Below are 15,980 nucleotides of genomic sequence, written 5' to 3'. Positions count from 1 at the left end.
GCCCCCGAGGGGCCGGCCGGTTCGAGCGCCTCCGGGGACTTCTCACGGCGGCTGTTCGTCTCGCGCGTGGTCGGGGCGGGCGCGGCCGCGGCGGCGCTGGGGACCGTGGGGTACGGGACCTACGGGGTGCTGCGGGGACCGAAGCTGAAGCGGGTCCGGGTGCCGCTGGCCAAGCTGCCGCGCGGCGCGCACGGGTTCCGCATCGCCGTCGTCAGCGACGTGCACCTCGGGCCGGTCCTCGGACGCGCGCACACCCAGCGCATCGTGGACACGATCAACTCCGCCCAGCCCGACCTGGTGGCGGTCGTCGGCGACCTGGTCGACGGGAGCGTGGCCGACCTGGGCCACGCCGCCGAGCCGCTGGCGCGGATCAGGGCCCGGCACGGCATGTTCTTCGTGACCGGCAACCACGAGTACTTCTCCGGCGCCGAGCAGTGGGTCGACCACGTGCGCGAGCTGGGTATGCGGCCGCTGGAGAACGACCGCGTCGAGATCGCCGGCTTCGACCTCGCCGGGGTCAACGACGTGGCGGGCGAGCGGGAGGGGCAGGGCCCCGACTTCGTACGGGCGCTGGGCGACCGGGACCGTACCCGCGCGTCCGTGCTGCTCGCGCACCAGCCGATCGTCATCCACGACGCGGTGCGCCACGGGGTCGACCTGCAACTGTCCGGCCACACGCACGGCGGCCAGCTCTGGCCCGGCAACTACATCGCCGCCCAGGCGAACCCGACGGTCGCCGGCCTCGAAAAGTACGGCGACACCCAGCTGTTCGTCTCCCGGGGCGCGGGCGCGTGGGGCCCGCCGGTCCGGGTGGGCGCCGAGTCCGACATCACGGTGGTGGAACTGCAGTCCCGCCAGGCGTAGGCGGTGGGCCTGCTCCCGGCATGCCGGGCGCAGGGCTCCACGGGCCGCGGCTCAGCGCGTCCTGCGGGCGGCCGCGGCCTCGGCCATGCCCGGCAGGAAGTCCGTGAACAGTTCGTGCACTTCCCGTACGAGCGGACGCAGCACCCGGAAGCGGGCGAGCGCGACCCCGCGCGTGGTGAGCCGGGCGCCGCGCTCGGCGAGGCGGCGGCTGCGCTCCCTGCCCTCGGACCGGTCGAAGACCCAGTACAGGACGAGTCCCATCTGGGAGAGCCACATCAACTCGGGCAGTATGCCCCGCAGTTCCTCGGGGACCTTGGCCTTGGATCCGGCCAGGACCTCCCGGTGGACGTCGATGGCCGCCTCACGGGCGTGCTCCGACTCGGCGGAGAAGGGGCTCAGCGGGCTCTCGGGGTCCGCCGCGTTCTTGAAGAACTGGGCGGCGAACTCGTGGTACGGCGCCGCGATGTCCAGCCACGCCTTCAGCACCCCGGCCAGGCGCGCCTCCAGGTCCGTCTCCCGGTCCAGTACGGGGCGGACCGCCGCCTGGTGCTCGGCGGCGATCCGGTCGTAGAAGCCCTGGACCAGGTGTTCCTTGGAGCCGAAGTAGTAGTACGCGTTGCCTACGGAGACCCCCGCCTCCTTGGCGATGGCCCGCATGGTCGTCTTGTCGTAACCGCGGTCCTGGAACAGCTGGAGAGCGGTTTCGAGGATGAGCGTGCGGGTCTGCTCGCTCTTGGGGGCCTTGTCTTCAGTCACGGTGTCCGAGCCTAACCGGGTGCGGCGCACCAGTCGTCGCAGGGCACCGGGACCCCCGCCCCGGCGGTCCTCACGTCGCGGTACTTGGCCGCCGCGAGCATCGTCATCCGTACGAAGGGGGCGCCCGCCGGGGTGGCGAGCCAGTGCGCCTTGGGCCGGTATTCGGCCAGGGCCCAGAGACAGACCACCCAGGCGGCGATGCCGCCGTAGACCTGGCCCTTGTCGCCGATGACGGTGATCTCGCGCAGGGTGCGGTCGTGGTCGAGAACGGGGAACCTGCGCCGCGCCTCGACCGACCCCGCCGGCACCAGGTCCAGCGGCACGAGCTTGCGCTGGCGCAGCAGCCAGTCGCGCAGGTGGACGCAGAGGGAGCACTGGGCGTCGTACAGGATCGTCAGTCTGCTGACCGGGAGCCGGCTCATCGTGCTCACGCCCCGGCGGGCACGGTGGTGGTCCAGCCCTGCGGCGGGACCGGGGGCAGCTGCTCGCGCTCCATGATGGAGCGCCGCCGGATCTTGTTGAGGACCCAGACGTTTCCGAGGTGCATGATGCCGAGGACGAGCAGGACGACGCCGACCTTCACCGAGAGCGCCTCGAAGAGGCCGCGGGCGTTCTCGACGGCGTCCGCCGCCTTGAGGTAGAGGGTGACGAAGCCGAGGTTGACGAGGTAGAAGCCGACGACCAGCAAGTGGTTGACCGCGTCGGCGAGCTTCTCGTCCCCGCGCAGGACGCTGGCGATGAAGATGCGCCCGTTGCGGCTGAGGGTGCGCGCGACCCAGACGGTGAGCGCGACGCTGATCAGCAGGTAGACGGCGTAGGCGACAACAGTGAGGTCCATACCCCACCCCTTCTTGAACGTGTTCAAAAGGCTGGCAGGAATGAATCTAGACCTCTTTTTGAACATGTTCAAGACAGTTGCCGGACGTCGATGGACGTTCTCTTCTGGATAATCCACGACGGATCGAATTGCTACGCTGGGGGAATGACCGCCATGACGCCGGCCCGCACCGAACCGGACCTGTCCTTCCTCCTCGACCACACCAGTCACGTCCTGCGCACCCAGATGTCGGCCGCGCTCGCCGAGATCGGCCTGACCGCCCGCATGCACTGCGTCCTCGTCCACGCCCTGGAGGAGGAGCGCACCCAGATACAGCTCGCCGAGATCGGCGACATGGACAAGACCACGATGGTGGTGACGGTGGACGCCCTGGAGAAGGCCGGCCTCGCCGAGCGCCGCCCCTCTCGTGCGGACCGGCGGGCCCGGATCGTCGCCGTCACGGACGAGGGCGCCCGCGTCGCCGGCCGCAGCCAGAAGATCGTCGACCGGGTGCACGAGCAGGCGCTGGCCGCGCTCCCCGACGGGGACCGCGAGGCGCTCCTGCGCGCCCTCGGGCGCCTGGCCGGCGACGGCCTGTCGGCTCCCGCCGGGAAATCCCGCCCGGCCCGCCGGGCGCGCCAGTCCCAGAAGTAGGACCGAAGCAAATACTCTGCAACAAAACTATCTGCTACGGTCCTACTGTCTGACCGACCGTCACAGGAAAGGCCGCCCCGCATGAACGCGAACGCTTCCGCCCCCACGAAGAACGACGGAGTGCCGCCCCGGGCGCTCACGGACGCCGAGCTGACCAGGCTGCTGAGCGAGCAGCGGTTCGGCGTGCTCGCGAGCGTCCGGAGCACCGGCCACCCGCACCTGTCCACTGTGCTCTACCACTGGGACCAGGAGCGGCGGACCCTGAGCGTCTCGTCCACGGCCGCCCGCCTGAAAGTCCGCCAACTGCTCCGCGACCCCCACGCGTCGCTGCACGTCAGCGGCCCCGACGTATGGTCGTTCGCGGTCGCCGAGGGAGCGGCGGAGATCGTCGACCCGGCGGGCGAGGCGGCCGCCTCCGCCGGCCAGGAGCCGGACCCCGGCCGGCGCGTGGAGATCCGGATCCAGGTGTCCCGCCTCTACGGAACCGCGCTCGACATGCCGGCCGGAAGCTGACGCGGGCGCGCTCAGGCGCCCAGCGCACGCGCGTAGTTGACCTGGCCCATGACCAGCGGGAAGGTGTGCGGGCCGAAGGCCGGGACCACCGTGGAGTGGTGCAGGCCGCCGCTGGTCACCGTGACCTGGACCCAGCCGGTCGTCACCTTCTCCTTCATCAGCAGGAACAGCAGGCCGAGCAGGCAGAAGACGGCGAACACGACGGCCAGCACGACCGCGACCGTCGGCATCTTCTCCTCCGTCCGGGACATGTCCGTGACCGTCCACACCGCGCCCTTGAGCGGCATCGTGCCGGACGGGGTGACGACGGAGTCGTGCGTGACAGTGATGTCACCGATCGACAGCACGGGCGCGGGCGCGTAACCGGCCGGCGAGCCGGCCCAGGGCATCGGCTGCTGCGGGTAGCCGTACCCCGGGACCGGGCCCCACTGGTAGTCGCCCTTCGGCTCGCCGTCCGCCGCGTACGGGTTCGGATGCTGATCGCTCATGATTCCCGGTGCTCCCCTCGGCGCGCCTGCAATGCCCTGATAGTGGCACAACTCGGCGAAAGGCCCCGGCCCCCGGTGAGAACCGGGGGCCGGGGCCTTCGTGCGTACAGCCGGAAGGACTAGAAGCGACGCGTGATCAGCGCGCGCTTCACCTCCTGGATGGCCTTGGTGACCTCGATGCCGCGCGGGCAGGCGTCCGTGCAGTTGAACGTCGTACGGCAACGCCACACGCCGTCCTTGTCGTTCAGGATCTCCAGGCGCTGCTCGCCGCCCTCGTCGCGCGAGTCGAAGATGAAGCGGTGCGCGTTGACGATCGCCGCCGGGCCGAAGTACTGGCCGTCGTTCCAGAACACCGGGCACGAGGACGTGCACGCGGCGCACAGGATGCACTTGGTGGTGTCGTCGAAGCGCTCGCGGTCCTCGGCGGACTGCAGGCGCTCACGCGTCGGCTCGTTGCCCTTCGTGATGAGGAAGGGCATGACGTCGCGGTACGCCTGGAAGAACGGGTCCATGTCGACCACGAGGTCCTTGAGGACCGTGAGGCCCTTGATGGCCTCGATCGTGATCGGCTTCTCCGGGTTGATGTCCTTGATCAGCGTCTTGCAGGCGAGCCTGTTCTTGCCGTTGATCCGCATCGCGTCGGAGCCGCAGATGCCGTGCGCGCACGAGCGACGGAAGGTCAGCGTGCCGTCGGTCTCCCACTTGATCTTGTGGAGACCGTCGAGCACACGCTCCTTCGGGTCGATCTCGATCGGGAAGTCCTGCCACTCGGCCTCGGAGGAGATCTCCGGGTTGTAGCGGCGGATCCGGAAGGTGACCGTGATGTACGGGGACGCGACGGACGCGGGCTTCGCGCCCTCGACCTTGTCCAGAGTCGGGGTAGCCATCAGTACTTACGCTCCATCGGCTGGTAGCGGGTCTGGACGACCGGCTTGTAGTCGAGACGGATCGACTCGGTGCCGTCGTCGCCGACCTCGCGGTACGCCATGGTGTGGCGCATGAAGTTGACGTCGTCGCGGTTCGGGAAGTCCTCGCGGTAGTGACCGCCGCGGGACTCCTTGCGCGCCAGGGCGGACACGGCCATGACCTCGGCCAGGTCGAGCAGGTTGCCCAGCTCGATGGCCTCCAGCAGGTCGGTGTTGAACCGCTTGCCCTTGTCCTGGATCGACACGTTGAGGTACCGCTCGCGCAGCTCGCCGATCTTCTCGACCGCCGTCTTGATCGTCTGCTCGGTGCGGAACACCATCACGTTGGCGTCCATCGTCTCCTGCAGCTCGCGGCGGATGTCGTGGACCCGCTCGCTGCCGGTGTTGCCGCGCAGGCGCTCGACCTGGGCGACGACGAGCGAGGCCGGGTCCTCCGGGAGCTCGACGTAGTCGTTCGCGGCGGAGTACTCGGCGGCGGCGATGCCGGCGCGCTTGCCGAAGACGTTGATGTCGAGCAGCGAATTGGTGCCCAGGCGGTTCGCGCCGTGCACCGAGACGCAGGCGACCTCACCGGCGGCGTACAGGCCCGGAACGACCGTGGTGTTGTCCGCGAGGACCTCACCCTTGACGTTCGTGGGGATGCCGCCCATGGCGTAGTGCGCGGTCGGCTGGATCGGGATCGGGTCCGTGTACGGCTCGATGCCCAGGTACGTACGCGCGAACTCGGTGATGTCCGGGAGCTTCGCGTCGAGCTGCTCCGGCGGCAGGTGCGTGAGGTCGAGGAAGACGTGGTCGCCCTCGGGACCGCAGCCGCGGCCCTCACGGATCTCCGTGTAGATGGAGCGCGAGACGACGTCACGGGACGCGAGGTCCTTCATGACCGGCGCGTACTTCTCCATGAAGCGCTCGCCGTCCTTGTTGCGGAGGATGCCGCCCTCACCGCGGGCGCCCTCCGTCAGCAGGATGCCCATGCGCCAGATGCCCGTCGGGTGGAACTGGAAGAACTCCATGTCCTCCAGCGGCAGCCCGCGGCGGTACGCCGCGGCCTGGCCGTCACCGGTCAGGGTGTGGGCGTTCGACGTCACCTTGAAGAACTTGCCGGTGCCGCCGGAGGCGAAGATGACGGCCTTCGCCTGGAAGACGTGGATCTCGCCGGTGGCCAGCTCGTAGGCGACGACGCCCGCCGACTTGCGGACCCCGTCGACCTCCTGCATGAGCAGGTCCAGGACGTAGAACTCGTTGAAGAACTCCACACCCTCCTTGACGCAGTTCTGGTACAGCGTCTGGAGGATCATGTGGCCGGTGCGGTCCGAGGCGTAGCAGGACCGGCGGACCGGGGCCTCACCGTGGTTGCGGGAGTGACCGCCGAAGCGGCGCTGGTCGATGGTGCCGTCCGGCGTGCGGTTGAACGGCAGGCCCATCTTCTCCAGGTCGAGAACGGAGTCGATGGCCTCCTTCGCCAGGATCTCGGCGGCGTCCTGGTCGACCAGGTAGTCGCCGCCCTTGATCGTGTCGAAGGTGTGCCACTCCCAGTTGTCCTCCTCCACGTTCGCCAGCGCGGCGGCCATGCCGCCCTGCGCGGCGCCCGTGTGGGACCGGGTGGGGTACAGCTTCGTCAGCACGGCGGTGCGGCTGCGCTTCGTCGACTCGATGGCCGCGCGCATGCCCGCGCCACCGGCGCCGACGATGACGGTGTCGTACTTGTGAATCTTCATGGTGGTTGCCTCAGCCCCGGGCCTAGCGGATGTTCGGGTCGAAGGTGAAGATCACCAGCGTGCCCAGAAGGACGGTGAACACCGTGGCGGTGTACAGCAGGTTCTTCAGCCAGAAGCGGGTGGTGGGCCGCTCCGCGTAGTCGTTGATGACGGTACGCAGGCCGTTGGCGCCGTGCAGCATCGCCAGCCACAGCATGACGAGGTCCCAGGTCTGCCAGAACGGCGAGGCCCAGCGGCCGGCCACGAAGGCGAAGCCGATCTTGGACACGCCGCCGTCCAGCACGAGCTGGATCAGCAGGTGGCCGAGGACCAGGACGACCAGCACGATGCCGGACAGCCGCATGAACAGCCAGCCGTACAGCTCGAAGTTCGTGCGCGTCGTCTTCGGCGACTTCTTGGTGCGCTTGCGGGGCGGCTCGATCAGCGGAGCCGGATTGTCCACGTCGTACAGGCTCGCGCCCTCGACGGGACCAACAGCGGATGTGGTCTCAGCGGACATGTGCCTCAGCTCCCGAAGACTTCGCGTACGGCGTGGCCGAGCACGGGGTACAGCGCGCCTGCCATCAGCACGATCCAGATGCCCATCACGGTCCAGAGCATCTGCTTCTGGTACCGCGTGCCCTTGGACCAGAAGTCCACGGCGACGACCCGAAGGCCGTTGAGGGCGTGGAAGAGGATGGCGGCGACGAGGCCGTACTCGAGCAGCGCTACGAGCGGGGTCTTGTAGGTGGCCACGACATCGTCGTACGCCTCGGGGGAGACGCGGACGAGAGCGGTGTCGAGGACATGCACGAACAGGAAGAAGAAAATGAGGACGCCGGTGACTCGATGAGCCACCCAGGACCACATACCTTCCCGGCCGCGGTACAGCGTTCCAGCCGGCACGGAAAAACCCTCCGGGAGCGGGGATCAGGGTCGGCCGGCTTCGATGTCGGTCTGACCCGGCCGGGTACGGTCCACCGGCCCCGGTCATCGTAGCGACGACTTGTCGGTTCCCTCGCGCGGGGTCCACACGTGTGATCAAAGTGGCACTCAAACGGGCACGGACGGGCTATCGGGCCGCTCCTCGCAGTCGGTGTGACCTGCGACATCGGTGTTTGTCGGACAAACATCCGCTTTACCAGGATCGGAAACGAGACGGGCGAGCCGTCCCCGCGCCAGCCCGCGCAGCTCGTCGGCGGCGATCGCCCGCTCCTCGTCCGGTTCGTTGCCGAGCCGGGACCTGATCCCGGCGAGCACCTGGTCGCGGTGCTCCTCGGGCCGGAAGCCGTCCAGGCAGATCACGAACGCGTGGCCGAAGCCGCTCTCGTACGCCGCGTGGGCCGCCCGCAGCGCGGTGTGCGCGACGGCGGGCGCTCCCGCGCCCAGTCCGGCGGAGGACTCCCCGCTCAGCGCGTCGGCGATCTCGTCGTGCGACAGGTCGTACGACGCCTCGTCGGCGGCGGCGAGCAGCGCGTCGAGGTCGGGGTACGGGCGGTGGGCGGCGACGCGCCGTGCCCAGCGGGGACTGGCGCAGCAGGCGAGCAGTGCCGCCTCGGCGGCGCCGGCGGGCGCGGCGTTGAACCGGTGGAGCCCGGCCGCGACGGCGGCGGGGTCCGCGGAGCCCGCCGGGCCGGGCCCGCGGTGCTGCGTGGGTACGGCCGTACGTCCCGGCGATTCGCTGGACAGCACAAGCTCCTCGGAAGGGGACCGGCGGGAACGGTGGGGTGGGTGTGACGCAACGCTATCGAGGCTTCAGGACAGCTGTCCGACGGTCGCGCGAACCTCACTCGAACGGGAGAGGTTGGACACACATACTGGCCGAATGGTGGACGATTGGGGGGCTGATTGTGCATCGTTCGTCCAATGATGTCGCAATTCCGTGGGCCGCTGGCCATAGCCGCGGTCTCCCTGACCGTCCCGCTCGTCGCCACCGTCACGCACTCGGAACCATCCGCCCGGTCCGCCCCGCCGGCGGCGACGCCGGCCGGTCCGGCGGCGCAGCCGAAGCAGGCCGCGCCGCAGGCGCCGACCGCCCCGCAGGCGAAGCCGTCAGCGAAGCCGTCCGCGAAGCCCGGACCGACGAAGACGCCCAGCGCCGTCCCGTCGGTGCGGGACTACGACGCCGCCTCCGGCCCCGGCTGGAAGCCGCAGCCCTCCACGCGGGTCGTCGTGGCCCCGGGCGACAGCCGGGCGCTCGGCGACGAGGGCAAGCTCCTCGCCCAGGAACTGAAGCGCGGATACTCCGCCGCCGGGTCCGGCCGCGCGGGGGACATCGAGCTGGCGCTCGCCCCCGGCGGCGCGCCCGAGTCGTACACCCTGACCGTCCGGGACGGCCGGGTCCGCGTCACGGGCGCCGACCAGGCCGGCGTGTTCTACGGGACCCGCACCGTCAAGCAGGCCCTGGCCGCCGACGGCCGCCTCTCCGAGGGCGTCGTACGGGACCGGCCGGCGAAGCCGCAGCGCGGAGTGATGCTCGACACCGCGCGCAAGCACTTCACCGCCGACTGGATCGAGGACACCGTCCGCGAGATGGGCGACCTCAAGCTCAACCAGCTCGGCCTGCACTTCTCCGACGACCAGGGCTTTCGGATCGAGTCCGACAGCCACCCCGAGATCGTGTCCGAGCAGCACCTCACCAAGGCCGAGGTGCGGCGGATCGTGAAGCTCGCCGAGAGCCGCCACATCACCGTCATCCCGGAGATCGACTCGCCCGGCCACCTCGGCGCGGTCATGGACGCGCACCCGGACCTCCAGCTGCGCGACACCCGCGGCGTGGCGACGCCCGGCGCGGTGGACATCGCCAACCCGAAGTCGGCGCGGATCGTGGACGAGCTCCTGAGCGAGTACGCCGACGTCTTCCCCGGCAAGTACGTGCACCTCGGCGGCGACGAGTACGCGGCCCTGCTCAAGCGGAACCCGGAGGTCTCGTACCCGGGCCTCGCCCGCGAGGCGGTCCGCAAGTACGGCCCGAACGCCAAGGTCCAGGACCTGGCGACCGGCTGGCTCAACGACCGCGCCGCGGCCCTGCGCCCGCACGGCAAGGTCCTCAAGGCGTGGAACGACGGCCTGCACTCCGGCGGCGTCGTCAAGGCCGACCAGGACCGTGAGGTCGAGTACTGGACCGGCAAGGAGATCGGCGCCCGGCAGCCGCAGGAGTACCTGAGCGAGGGCCGCAAGGTGGTCAACGCCAACGACGAGTACCTCTACTACGTACTCGGCGAGCCCAACACCTTCACCTACCCGACGGGCCGCCGCATCTACGAGTCCTGGACCCCGCAGGTCCTGCGCGGCACCACCCCGGTGCCCGCCCGCTACGCCGACCAGATCCTCGGCGGCCGCCTGGCCATCTGGTGCGACCTGGCGAACGCGCAGACGCAGGAGCAGGTCGCACGCGGCATCCACCTGCCGATGCGGGCGCTGGCCCAGAAGACCTGGGACGCGGGCACGCCGGCCCTGGACTGGGAGGGCTTCAAGGCCCTGGCGCAGCGGACCGGCTGACCGGCGTGCGCTGACCCGCACGCGGCGCCGCAGGGCCGCCGCCCCGCTCCTCGCTTCAACGGAGCTGCCCATCAAGCGACTTGATGGGGGCAGAATGTGACAGCACTGTTGAGGTCCGTGGGGGGAGCGGGGCATGGGTTTTTGGGGTTACTTCGTCGTGGGCCGCAGCTCGCGGCCGCTTTCCGAGCTGGCCGCCCTGGCCGACGTACGGGAGGGGCTGACGCTCCACGAGACGCGGGGCGACGGCTGGCAGGTGTGGGCGCGGCCCAGCGAGCCGCAGGTCGGCGACATGGGGGCGCTCGCCCGCGGGGTGTGCGGGGAGACCGGGACGCCGGCCCTGTTCGCGTTCGTCATGGACAGCGCCTGCGTGGTCGTGGAGGCCGCCACCTCGCAGACGGCGGCCGGGTCCTGGTTCGGCTGCCTGGGGCGCCAGGCCATGGCCGGCTACCTGAGCGCCGACGGGCTGGTCCTGGAGGACCTGTTCCTGCCGCCCGAGCAGGCCGCGGCGAAGGCGGTCGAGTGGGCGGCCGCCACCGGACGGACCGTGGCCCCGGGCGCGCTCCTCGACGTACTGCGCGAAGAGGCCGATCCGGTCGCCGAGGAGCTCTTCGCGACCTTCCTGGACCGCCTGGGGCTGTGAGCGGCGATGAGCGGACTGTGACGTAATCGCGGCGCGGTACGCAGTCGGAAGCAGAAGGTCCGCACCGAGCGGGCCCTGCAGTGCCGAGGGAGGCACCGTGACTCTGGTGGAACTGATCGGCCGCGCCGACGAGCGGACCCTGGCGGCGAGTGCGGTGGCCTGCCTGGACCGCTGCCTGCCGCTGCTGGAGTACGTCGAGGGCGCCGAGCGCATCGGTCTCGACACGGACGAGGCGCTCAGGCCGTTGTGGGTCGCGGTGGAGGGCGGCGACGCGTGGCTTGGCCGGCTGCGCAGAGTCGCCGCCGTGGTGGAGCGCGTCGCGGGCGCGGCCCCCGGCGAACTGGCCGGCTTCGCCATCCGCATGGCCGCCGCCGTCCCCGCCGCCTACGACGAGGCCGCGCTGCGCGCCTGGGCCCAGGACTGCTCGGCCGCCGTACTGGAGGTCCATCTGCGGCTGGACGGCGCGGCGCCGGGCGGCCACGAGGCGCGGGTCGAGGCGTATCGGGCCGGCGACACCGACGGCATCAGCCCGCTGACGGCCGGCGAGCTGCGCCGCCAGTGCCAGCTCCTCGACATGCTCTCGGGAGACTCCGGCGGCGGCCTGAACCACGCCCTCCAGCTGTCGAACGAGGGCAAGCGCGTCCTGCGGGCCGCCGCGTCCCGCCGGGCCCGCAGCAACGGCTGACCGGGGCCCCTCCCGCACGGGAGGCGCGCAGGCCGGTGCGCACTACGGGGCGAGCACCTTGCCGATGTTCACGCCCGCCGGGGCGCCCAGCGCCGTGCGGCCGTAGTAGACGCCGGAGCCGGTGACGATGCCCGACGTGCTGCTGTTGTCGAGCTGCAGGACGGTGCCGGTCCCGGTGTCCTCGCCGCACCTCTCGCAGAGGTAACCCGCACTACCCAGCGACCGCCACCGCGTGATCGTCACGCGGACAGCCCGCGTTGTGGCGCAGATCACCGCGAGATCCGGTGGCGCTCGGCGAGAGTGGCGGCATGCGCCCCCTCCAGCCCCGGCCCGTCATCACCACCCGGCTCGACCTTCTGCCGCTGCGCGTCTCGCACGCGGCCGAGATGGCCGCCGTACTGTCCGACCCGGGCCTGCACACCTTCATCGGCGGCGCCCCGGCGACGCCGGACGCACTGCGCCTGCGGTACGCGCGCCTGACCGCCGGGTCGCCCGATCCCGCCGTCTCCTGGTGCAACTGGGTCGTGCGCGAGCGCGCCGAGGGCTGCCTGGTGGGGACGGTCCAGGCCACCGTGCGCGATCTCGCCGGCGGGCCCGCCGCCGAGATCGCGTGGGTCGTCGGAACCCCGTGGCAGGGGCGCGGCATCGCGTCCGAGGCCGCGTCGGGGCTGGTGCGGTGGCTCGCGCGGGAGGCGTCCGTGCGTACAGTCGTGGCCCACGTCCGTCCGGACCACCACGCGTCGGCCGCCGTCGCCGCGGCGGCCGGGCTCGCGCCCACCGGTCGGCAGCACGAGGGGGAGACCGTGTGGCAGGCGGCGCTGTGACGGCCGCGGACGGTTGTGTCGCACGGCCGTCCGGGCGGGGACAGACTGGAAGAAGGCCGATGTTCCGGCCTCGCCACGGTCCCGCCAGGGAGGATCCATGCAGGCAACGACCCGGAACGACACGCCCGTCGCGATCGAGGGCGGCGGAGTGGAACTGCGGATGACGGAGGTCGGGGGAGACATGACCGTCGCCTTCGCCCGCTTCCCCAAGGGCACCGACATGGGCCCGCTGGCCGAGGGCCTGCCCGACGACCTGTGCCAGTGCCCGCACTGGGGCTACCTGTTCAAGGGGCGGCTGAGGATGCGCACGAAGGACGGCGAGCAAATCTACGAGGCGGGGCAGGCCTTCTACTGGGCGCCCGGCCATGTGCCTCAGGCCCTGGAGGACTGCGAGTACGTCGACTTCTCGCCGACCGCGGAGTTCAACGAGGTGATCGGCCACATCAAGGCGCGCATGGGCGGCCCGGAGGCCTGACCGTGTGACGTTTCCGTGCCCCGGGGCGCAGAGCAAGGGGGGGCCTGGTGCTCCCGGGGGGCATGGGCACGGTGACCAGTGCCGAGTCGGCACGAAGAGGGACGTGTGGTCAGGGGTGGGGAGCGGCGTCGTACCCAGGAGTGCGACGCGGAACTGGGCGCTGCCGTCGCGCGGGCCCAGCAGGGGGACGAGGACGGGTTCGCCGCGGCGTACCGGCTCGTGCAGCCGGGGCTGCTCGGTTACGTGCGGGGGCTCGTCGGGGACGACGCCGAGGACGTGACGTCCGACGCGTGGCTGGAGATCGCCCGGGACCTGGGGCGGTTCCGCGGGGACGGAGCGGGGTTCCGCGGCTGGACGGCGACGATCGCCCGGCACCGGGCGCTGGACCATCTGCGCAAGCAGAAGCGAAGACCCCGTACGTCGCTGATCGAGCAGGACGTGCTCGATCTGCCCGGCGGGCAGGACACCGCGGACGACGCGATCGAGGCGCTGTCCACCGGGCGGGCGCTGGAGATGATCGCCACGCTGCCGCGCGAGCAGGCGGAGGCGGTGCTGCTGCGCGTGGTCGTCGGACTGGACGGGCCCGCGGCGGCCAGGGTGCTGGGCAAGCGCAGCGGGTCGGTGCGGACGTCGGCGTACCGGGGACTCAAACGGCTGGCCGAGCAGCTGGCGGGCGGCGGCCGGGCGGGCACTGTGACGTCTGCGGCGCCGCGCACGCTGGAGGATGAGACATGAGACGGGTATGGAAACGAGCACACGCGCGGGCGCAGTCGGGAGCACGGCGCGCCGGCGGTGCCGACGCGCGGGGACGGGCAGCGGTGGATGAGGAGCCGGCCACGCCCGAGGTCGAGGCGCTGCTGGCCGCCGTGAGCCGATCCGCGCCCGGAGCCGGCGGGACGAACGCCGACGCCGGTGTACGGGCGGCGCTGGCCGCGTTCCGGGAGGCGCGCGACGCCGGGCTGCACGCGGCCCCCGGGCGCCGGCGGTGGTGGTGTTCACGCGGGCGCGACGACTGGCGGCCGTCCCGGCGGTGGCGCGGCGCGCTGCCGGCGCGGGCGGCGTTCGCCTCCCTGGCGGCGACGGTGACCCTGGGCGGGGTCGCGCTCGCGGCCGGTACGGGGGCGGTCCCGGCGCCGTTCGGGATCGGCGGGGGCGGCTCCGGCGAGCCCCGTGCGGTGGCGAGCGCGGCCCGCGGCAGCGGTCCGGCCACGCCTCTCGCGGCGCGGGAGGGCGGGGCGCTCGGCCTGGGCGCGCGCGTCTTCGCCGACGGGCCCGACGGGTTCTCCGCGCAGCAGTCGCTCCGCCGCGTCCCTGTCGAGCCACTCGTACCGCTCGTCGGCCATCACATGTCCTTCTGCGTCCGCACGCGCGAATGCGTCACACCGGCGGACGTGACCTGCCCGGGTCGCGGGCCCCTCTGCGGCGGTACGACTTCGAGCTCCGGCCGCCCGCCGGCCAGGCCCGCAACCGTACCGCTGACGCCTTCGCCGCTCTCGCGGCCGCCGTCGGCACCACCCGCGCCGCCGCCTTCGCCGCGGGCCCCCGCGTCCGCCGCGTGCAGCAGCTCGGCCAGCCGCTTCAGACCGCGGTGCGCGGCGGTCCGTACGGCGCCGGGGCGCTTGCCCAGGGTCTGGGCCGCGCTCTTCGCGTCGAGCCCGACGACCACGCGCAGGACGACCGCCTCGGCCTGGTCCTGCGGGAGCTGGGCGATGAGGGCGAGGGTGTCACCGGTGGCGAGGGCTTCCATCGCCTCGCCGGCGGTGTCGGAGGCGCCGGGCTTGGTGGCGAGTTCCGTCTCGTCGGCGCCGACGACCGGGCGCCTGCCGCGCATCCGGATGTGGTCGAGGGCGCGGTTGCGCGCGATGCGCGCCGCCCAGCCCCGGAACCGGTCGGCGTCCCCGCTGAACCGGTCGAGGTCGCGGGCTATCTGGAGCCACGACTCGGAGGCGACGTCCTCGGCCTCCGGGTCGCCGACCAGCGTTCGTATGTAGCCCAACAGCCGTGGGTGCACGGCGCGGTACACAGTACGGAAGGCGCTTTCGTCCCCGTCCTGTGCCGCGAGCACCGCGGCGGTCAGCTCCGCGTCGTCCCCCAGCACTCCCTCAACCTGTCCCGAGTCGCAGCTGGTCACCACTGCCGCGCAGCCAGCGCGAAACTGCACGCTACGGCGTTCCGAGGGGTCGCGTCCACGTCTTGTACAACGTGCAACCGTTTGCTGACGCAGAGCGGTGTGACAGAAAACGCAGGCCCGACGCTGAGAGTAGTACGGGCCGCCGCACGGTCCGCGGACGGCGACCGGGGCCTCTCCTGTGGGGGGTGGCGGCCCCGGTCGTCCTTCCTCGGCCGGCGGCGGTCCTTTTGTGCGTTCCGGGCCCGTCGGGCGCCGACAGGCACGGGTCCGAGTGCGGGTTCGTGGCCCGGGAACCCCTCCCCGGCGACCGCCGTCGCCGGGGCCTCGTCCCCAGGGCTAGGCGGGAGGGGCGGCCTCGGCGGACCGGTCGGCCCCGGAGCCCTTCGGCGCGTGGGCGGGCCGGGCGTCCTTCGGCGCGTGCGCGGGCCGGGTGTCCTTCGGCGCGTACGCCGGCTTCGTCTCCTTCTGCGCTCGCGCGGGTGTGGAGTCCTTCGGCGCGTGCGCCGGCTTCGAGCCCTTCCGTGACTGCGCGGGCTTCGAGCCCTTCGGCGCCTGCTCGTCCTGCTGGGTCCCGGTGGCCGGGGCCTTCGGGGCCTTCGGGCGCTGGGGGGACGCGGCGCCCTTCGACGCCTGGGCGTCCGGTGCGCGCCCGGGGCCCTGCGCGTCCTTGCCGTTCTGCGCGTCCTTGCCGTCCTGGGCGTCCGTCTCCTTCGCGCCCTTCCGGTCCTTGGGGGCCTTCGGTGCCCGCGTGTCCCCGGGGGCCTCGGGGGTCTTCCCGGGCTTGGTGGAGTCCTTGTCGTCGCCCCGCCCCGGACGCCGCTCCTCCGCCGCCAGTACGCCCTCGCAGTACGCCTCGATCGTCAGCCCCGCGACATCGGCGGCCGCCGACAGCCGCTCGGCAGCGGCGCCGCGTCCGGGGCCCGGGCGGCCGCCGGGCGCGAGATACGCGGCGCAGTGCGCCGCCTCGTCCCGCTCCCGTTCCCCGGAGCCGGTCGCGTCCGCCGAGGAAGCG

The 15,980-nt window shown here is 72.0% G+C and carries 21 protein-coding genes and 1 pseudogene; 9 read left to right on the top strand and 13 right to left on the bottom strand.

Translation table 11 applies throughout. The features are described 5' to 3' along the window. A partial coding sequence (locus tag E2E34_RS19895) for a metallophosphoesterase (RefSeq protein ID WP_244315906.1) occupies nucleotides 1-864 on the top strand: 864 nt, incomplete at its 5' end. Between the two features lie 51 nt (nucleotides 865-915). Here the strand turns inward: E2E34_RS19895 and E2E34_RS19890 are convergent. The 3 genes from E2E34_RS19890 to E2E34_RS19880 are packed head-to-tail and all read right to left on the bottom strand — an operon-like array spanning nucleotide 916 to nucleotide 2,458. Then, nucleotides 916-1,620, bottom strand: coding sequence for a TetR/AcrR family transcriptional regulator (locus E2E34_RS19890; protein WP_138903270.1), 705 nt, complete (start codon nucleotides 1,618-1,620; stop codon nucleotides 916-918). An 11-nt stretch (nucleotides 1,621-1,631) separates the two neighbouring features. After that, nucleotides 1,632-2,042, bottom strand: coding sequence for a thiol-disulfide oxidoreductase DCC family protein (locus tag E2E34_RS19885; protein WP_138903273.1), 411 nt, complete (start codon nucleotides 2,040-2,042; stop codon nucleotides 1,632-1,634). A 5-nt stretch (nucleotides 2,043-2,047) separates the two neighbouring features. Next, the gene (locus tag E2E34_RS19880; RefSeq protein WP_138903269.1) at nucleotides 2,048-2,458 is read right to left on the bottom strand and encodes a hypothetical protein; all 411 of its coding nucleotides are present in this window, start codon (nucleotides 2,456-2,458) and stop codon (nucleotides 2,048-2,050) included. A 144-nt stretch (nucleotides 2,459-2,602) separates the two neighbouring features. Between E2E34_RS19880 and E2E34_RS19875 the strand changes: the two genes are divergently transcribed. Both E2E34_RS19875 and E2E34_RS19870 read left to right on the top strand, forming a co-directional pair. Then, nucleotides 2,603-3,091: a MarR family winged helix-turn-helix transcriptional regulator gene (locus E2E34_RS19875; protein ID WP_138903268.1), complete on the top strand. Its 489-nt coding sequence runs from the start codon at nucleotides 2,603-2,605 to the stop codon at nucleotides 3,089-3,091. Nucleotides 3,092-3,172: 81 nt separating this feature from the next. Continuing rightward, nucleotides 3,173-3,604, top strand: a complete 432-nt coding sequence (locus E2E34_RS19870; protein ID WP_138903267.1) for a pyridoxamine 5'-phosphate oxidase family protein — start codon at nucleotides 3,173-3,175, stop codon at nucleotides 3,602-3,604. 11 nt (nucleotides 3,605-3,615) lie between these two features. Here the strand turns inward: E2E34_RS19870 and E2E34_RS19865 are convergent, their stop codons facing one another. The 6 genes from E2E34_RS19865 to E2E34_RS19840 all read right to left on the bottom strand — a co-directional run bounded on the left by E2E34_RS19865 (nucleotide 3,616) and on the right by E2E34_RS19840 (nucleotide 8,404). Further along, nucleotides 3,616-4,092 carry a hypothetical protein gene (locus E2E34_RS19865; RefSeq protein WP_138903266.1) on the bottom strand — a complete coding sequence of 159 codons (477 nt, stop codon included), beginning with the start codon at nucleotides 4,090-4,092 and terminating at the stop codon, nucleotides 3,616-3,618. Nucleotides 4,093-4,211: 119 nt separating this feature from the next. Further along, nucleotides 4,212-4,979 (bottom strand): succinate dehydrogenase iron-sulfur subunit, encoded by a 768-nt coding sequence (locus E2E34_RS19860; RefSeq protein WP_138903265.1) that lies wholly within the window; start codon nucleotides 4,977-4,979, stop codon nucleotides 4,212-4,214. Beyond that, entirely contained in the window at nucleotides 4,979-6,733 is a 1,755-nt protein-coding gene (gene sdhA, locus E2E34_RS19855; protein WP_138903264.1) for a succinate dehydrogenase flavoprotein subunit, read from the bottom strand. Before sdhA ends, E2E34_RS19860 begins: the two co-directional genes overlap by 1 nt. Nucleotides 6,734-6,755: 22 nt before the next feature. After that, complete coding sequence (locus tag E2E34_RS19850; protein ID WP_138903263.1) at nucleotides 6,756-7,232, bottom strand: succinate dehydrogenase hydrophobic membrane anchor subunit; 477 nt, start codon at nucleotides 7,230-7,232, stop codon at nucleotides 6,756-6,758. A gap of 5 nt (nucleotides 7,233-7,237) precedes the next feature. Further along, nucleotides 7,238-7,618 carry a succinate dehydrogenase, cytochrome b556 subunit gene (sdhC, locus tag E2E34_RS19845; protein WP_138896986.1) on the bottom strand — a complete coding sequence of 127 codons (381 nt, stop codon included), beginning with the start codon at nucleotides 7,616-7,618 and terminating at the stop codon, nucleotides 7,238-7,240. Between the two features lie 147 nt (nucleotides 7,619-7,765). Beyond that, nucleotides 7,766-8,404, bottom strand: coding sequence for a 2-oxo-4-hydroxy-4-carboxy-5-ureidoimidazoline decarboxylase (locus E2E34_RS19840; protein ID WP_244315904.1), 639 nt, complete (start codon nucleotides 8,402-8,404; stop codon nucleotides 7,766-7,768). Between the two features lie 177 nt (nucleotides 8,405-8,581). Between E2E34_RS19840 and E2E34_RS19835 the strand changes: the two genes are divergently transcribed. From E2E34_RS19835 to E2E34_RS19825, 3 genes are all read left to right on the top strand, one after another. Further along, a complete protein-coding gene (locus E2E34_RS19835; RefSeq protein WP_138903271.1) occupies nucleotides 8,582-10,213 on the top strand; it encodes a beta-N-acetylhexosaminidase in 1,632 nt (543 codons plus the stop codon). Between the two features lie 133 nt (nucleotides 10,214-10,346). Beyond that, on the top strand, nucleotides 10,347-10,853 hold the full coding sequence (locus tag E2E34_RS19830) for a hypothetical protein (RefSeq protein WP_138903262.1): 507 nt from the start codon (nucleotides 10,347-10,349) through the stop codon (nucleotides 10,851-10,853). Between the two features lie 97 nt (nucleotides 10,854-10,950). Further along, on the top strand, nucleotides 10,951-11,538 hold the full coding sequence (locus tag E2E34_RS19825) for a hypothetical protein (protein WP_138903261.1): 588 nt from the start codon (nucleotides 10,951-10,953) through the stop codon (nucleotides 11,536-11,538). Between the two features lie 42 nt (nucleotides 11,539-11,580). Here the strand turns inward: E2E34_RS19825 and E2E34_RS19820 are convergent, their stop codons facing one another. Further along, nucleotides 11,581-11,781 (bottom strand): hypothetical protein, encoded by a 201-nt coding sequence (locus tag E2E34_RS19820; protein ID WP_138903260.1) that lies wholly within the window; start codon nucleotides 11,779-11,781, stop codon nucleotides 11,581-11,583. 65 nt (nucleotides 11,782-11,846) lie between these two features. Here E2E34_RS19820 and E2E34_RS19815 point away from each other — a divergent pair, with 65 nt between their 5' ends. The 3 genes from E2E34_RS19815 (at nucleotide 11,847) to E2E34_RS19805 (ending at nucleotide 13,572) form a co-directional block, all read left to right on the top strand. Continuing rightward, nucleotides 11,847-12,362 carry a GNAT family N-acetyltransferase gene (locus E2E34_RS19815; RefSeq protein WP_138903259.1) on the top strand — a complete coding sequence of 172 codons (516 nt, stop codon included), beginning with the start codon at nucleotides 11,847-11,849 and terminating at the stop codon, nucleotides 12,360-12,362. Between the two features lie 97 nt (nucleotides 12,363-12,459). Further along, nucleotides 12,460-12,837: a cupin domain-containing protein gene (locus E2E34_RS19810; protein ID WP_138903258.1), complete on the top strand. Its 378-nt coding sequence runs from the start codon at nucleotides 12,460-12,462 to the stop codon at nucleotides 12,835-12,837. Nucleotides 12,838-12,942: 105 nt separating this feature from the next. Beyond that, nucleotides 12,943-13,572, top strand: coding sequence for an RNA polymerase sigma factor (locus E2E34_RS19805; RefSeq protein WP_138903257.1), 630 nt, complete (start codon nucleotides 12,943-12,945; stop codon nucleotides 13,570-13,572). 260 nt (nucleotides 13,573-13,832) lie between these two features. Here the strand turns inward: E2E34_RS19805 and E2E34_RS19800 are convergent, their stop codons facing one another. The 3 genes and pseudogenes from E2E34_RS19800 to E2E34_RS35515 all read right to left on the bottom strand — a co-directional run. Further along, nucleotides 13,833-14,180 (bottom strand): hypothetical protein, encoded by a 348-nt coding sequence (locus tag E2E34_RS19800; protein WP_167518325.1) that lies wholly within the window; start codon nucleotides 14,178-14,180, stop codon nucleotides 13,833-13,835. Next, the gene (locus tag E2E34_RS19795; RefSeq protein WP_138903255.1) at nucleotides 14,180-14,935 is read right to left on the bottom strand and encodes an RNA polymerase sigma factor; all 756 of its coding nucleotides are present in this window, start codon (nucleotides 14,933-14,935) and stop codon (nucleotides 14,180-14,182) included. The genes E2E34_RS19800 and E2E34_RS19795 overlap by 1 nt, the downstream gene beginning before the upstream one ends. 369 nt (nucleotides 14,936-15,304) lie before the next feature. Next, a pseudogene (locus tag E2E34_RS35515) lies at nucleotides 15,305-15,980 on the bottom strand (hypothetical protein); the annotation flags it as partial.

The organism is Streptomyces albidochromogenes, assembly GCF_005981925.1.
Classification (GTDB): domain Bacteria; phylum Actinomycetota; class Actinomycetes; order Streptomycetales; family Streptomycetaceae; genus Streptomyces; species Streptomyces albidochromogenes.
The sequence above is the reverse complement of the archived record's forward strand: the minus strand, read 5'-3'. Positions and strand labels throughout refer to the sequence as shown.

What these genes read in the sequence shown, in the direction of transcription:
- E2E34_RS19885 (WP_138903273.1), bottom strand. Translation starts at nt 2,042, where the DNA reads ATGAGCCGGCTCCCGGTCAGCAGACTGACGATCCTGTACGACGCCCAG.
- E2E34_RS19880 (WP_138903269.1), bottom strand. Translation starts at nt 2,458, where the DNA reads ATGGACCTCACTGTTGTCGCCTACGCCGTCTACCTGCTGATCAGCGTC.
- E2E34_RS19875 (WP_138903268.1), top strand. Translation starts at nt 2,603, where the DNA reads ATGACCGCCATGACGCCGGCCCGCACCGAACCGGACCTGTCCTTCCTC.
- E2E34_RS19870 (WP_138903267.1), top strand. Translation starts at nt 3,173, where the DNA reads ATGAACGCGAACGCTTCCGCCCCCACGAAGAACGACGGAGTGCCGCCC.
- E2E34_RS19865 (WP_138903266.1), bottom strand. Translation starts at nt 4,092, where the DNA reads ATGAGCGATCAGCATCCGAACCCGTACGCGGCGGACGGCGAGCCGAAG.
- E2E34_RS19860 (WP_138903265.1), bottom strand. Translation starts at nt 4,979, where the DNA reads ATGGCTACCCCGACTCTGGACAAGGTCGAGGGCGCGAAGCCCGCGTCC.
- sdhA (WP_138903264.1), bottom strand. Translation starts at nt 6,733, where the DNA reads ATGAAGATTCACAAGTACGACACCGTCATCGTCGGCGCCGGTGGCGCG.
- E2E34_RS19850 (WP_138903263.1), bottom strand. Translation starts at nt 7,232, where the DNA reads ATGTCCGCTGAGACCACATCCGCTGTTGGTCCCGTCGAGGGCGCGAGC.
- E2E34_RS19835 (WP_138903271.1), top strand. Translation starts at nt 8,582, where the DNA reads ATGTCGCAATTCCGTGGGCCGCTGGCCATAGCCGCGGTCTCCCTGACC.
- E2E34_RS19830 (WP_138903262.1), top strand. Translation starts at nt 10,347, where the DNA reads ATGGGTTTTTGGGGTTACTTCGTCGTGGGCCGCAGCTCGCGGCCGCTT.
- E2E34_RS19815 (WP_138903259.1), top strand. Translation starts at nt 11,847, where the DNA reads ATGCGCCCCCTCCAGCCCCGGCCCGTCATCACCACCCGGCTCGACCTT.
- E2E34_RS19810 (WP_138903258.1), top strand. Translation starts at nt 12,460, where the DNA reads ATGCAGGCAACGACCCGGAACGACACGCCCGTCGCGATCGAGGGCGGC.
- E2E34_RS19800 (WP_167518325.1), bottom strand. Translation starts at nt 14,180, where the DNA reads ATGGCCGACGAGCGGTACGAGTGGCTCGACAGGGACGCGGCGGAGCGA.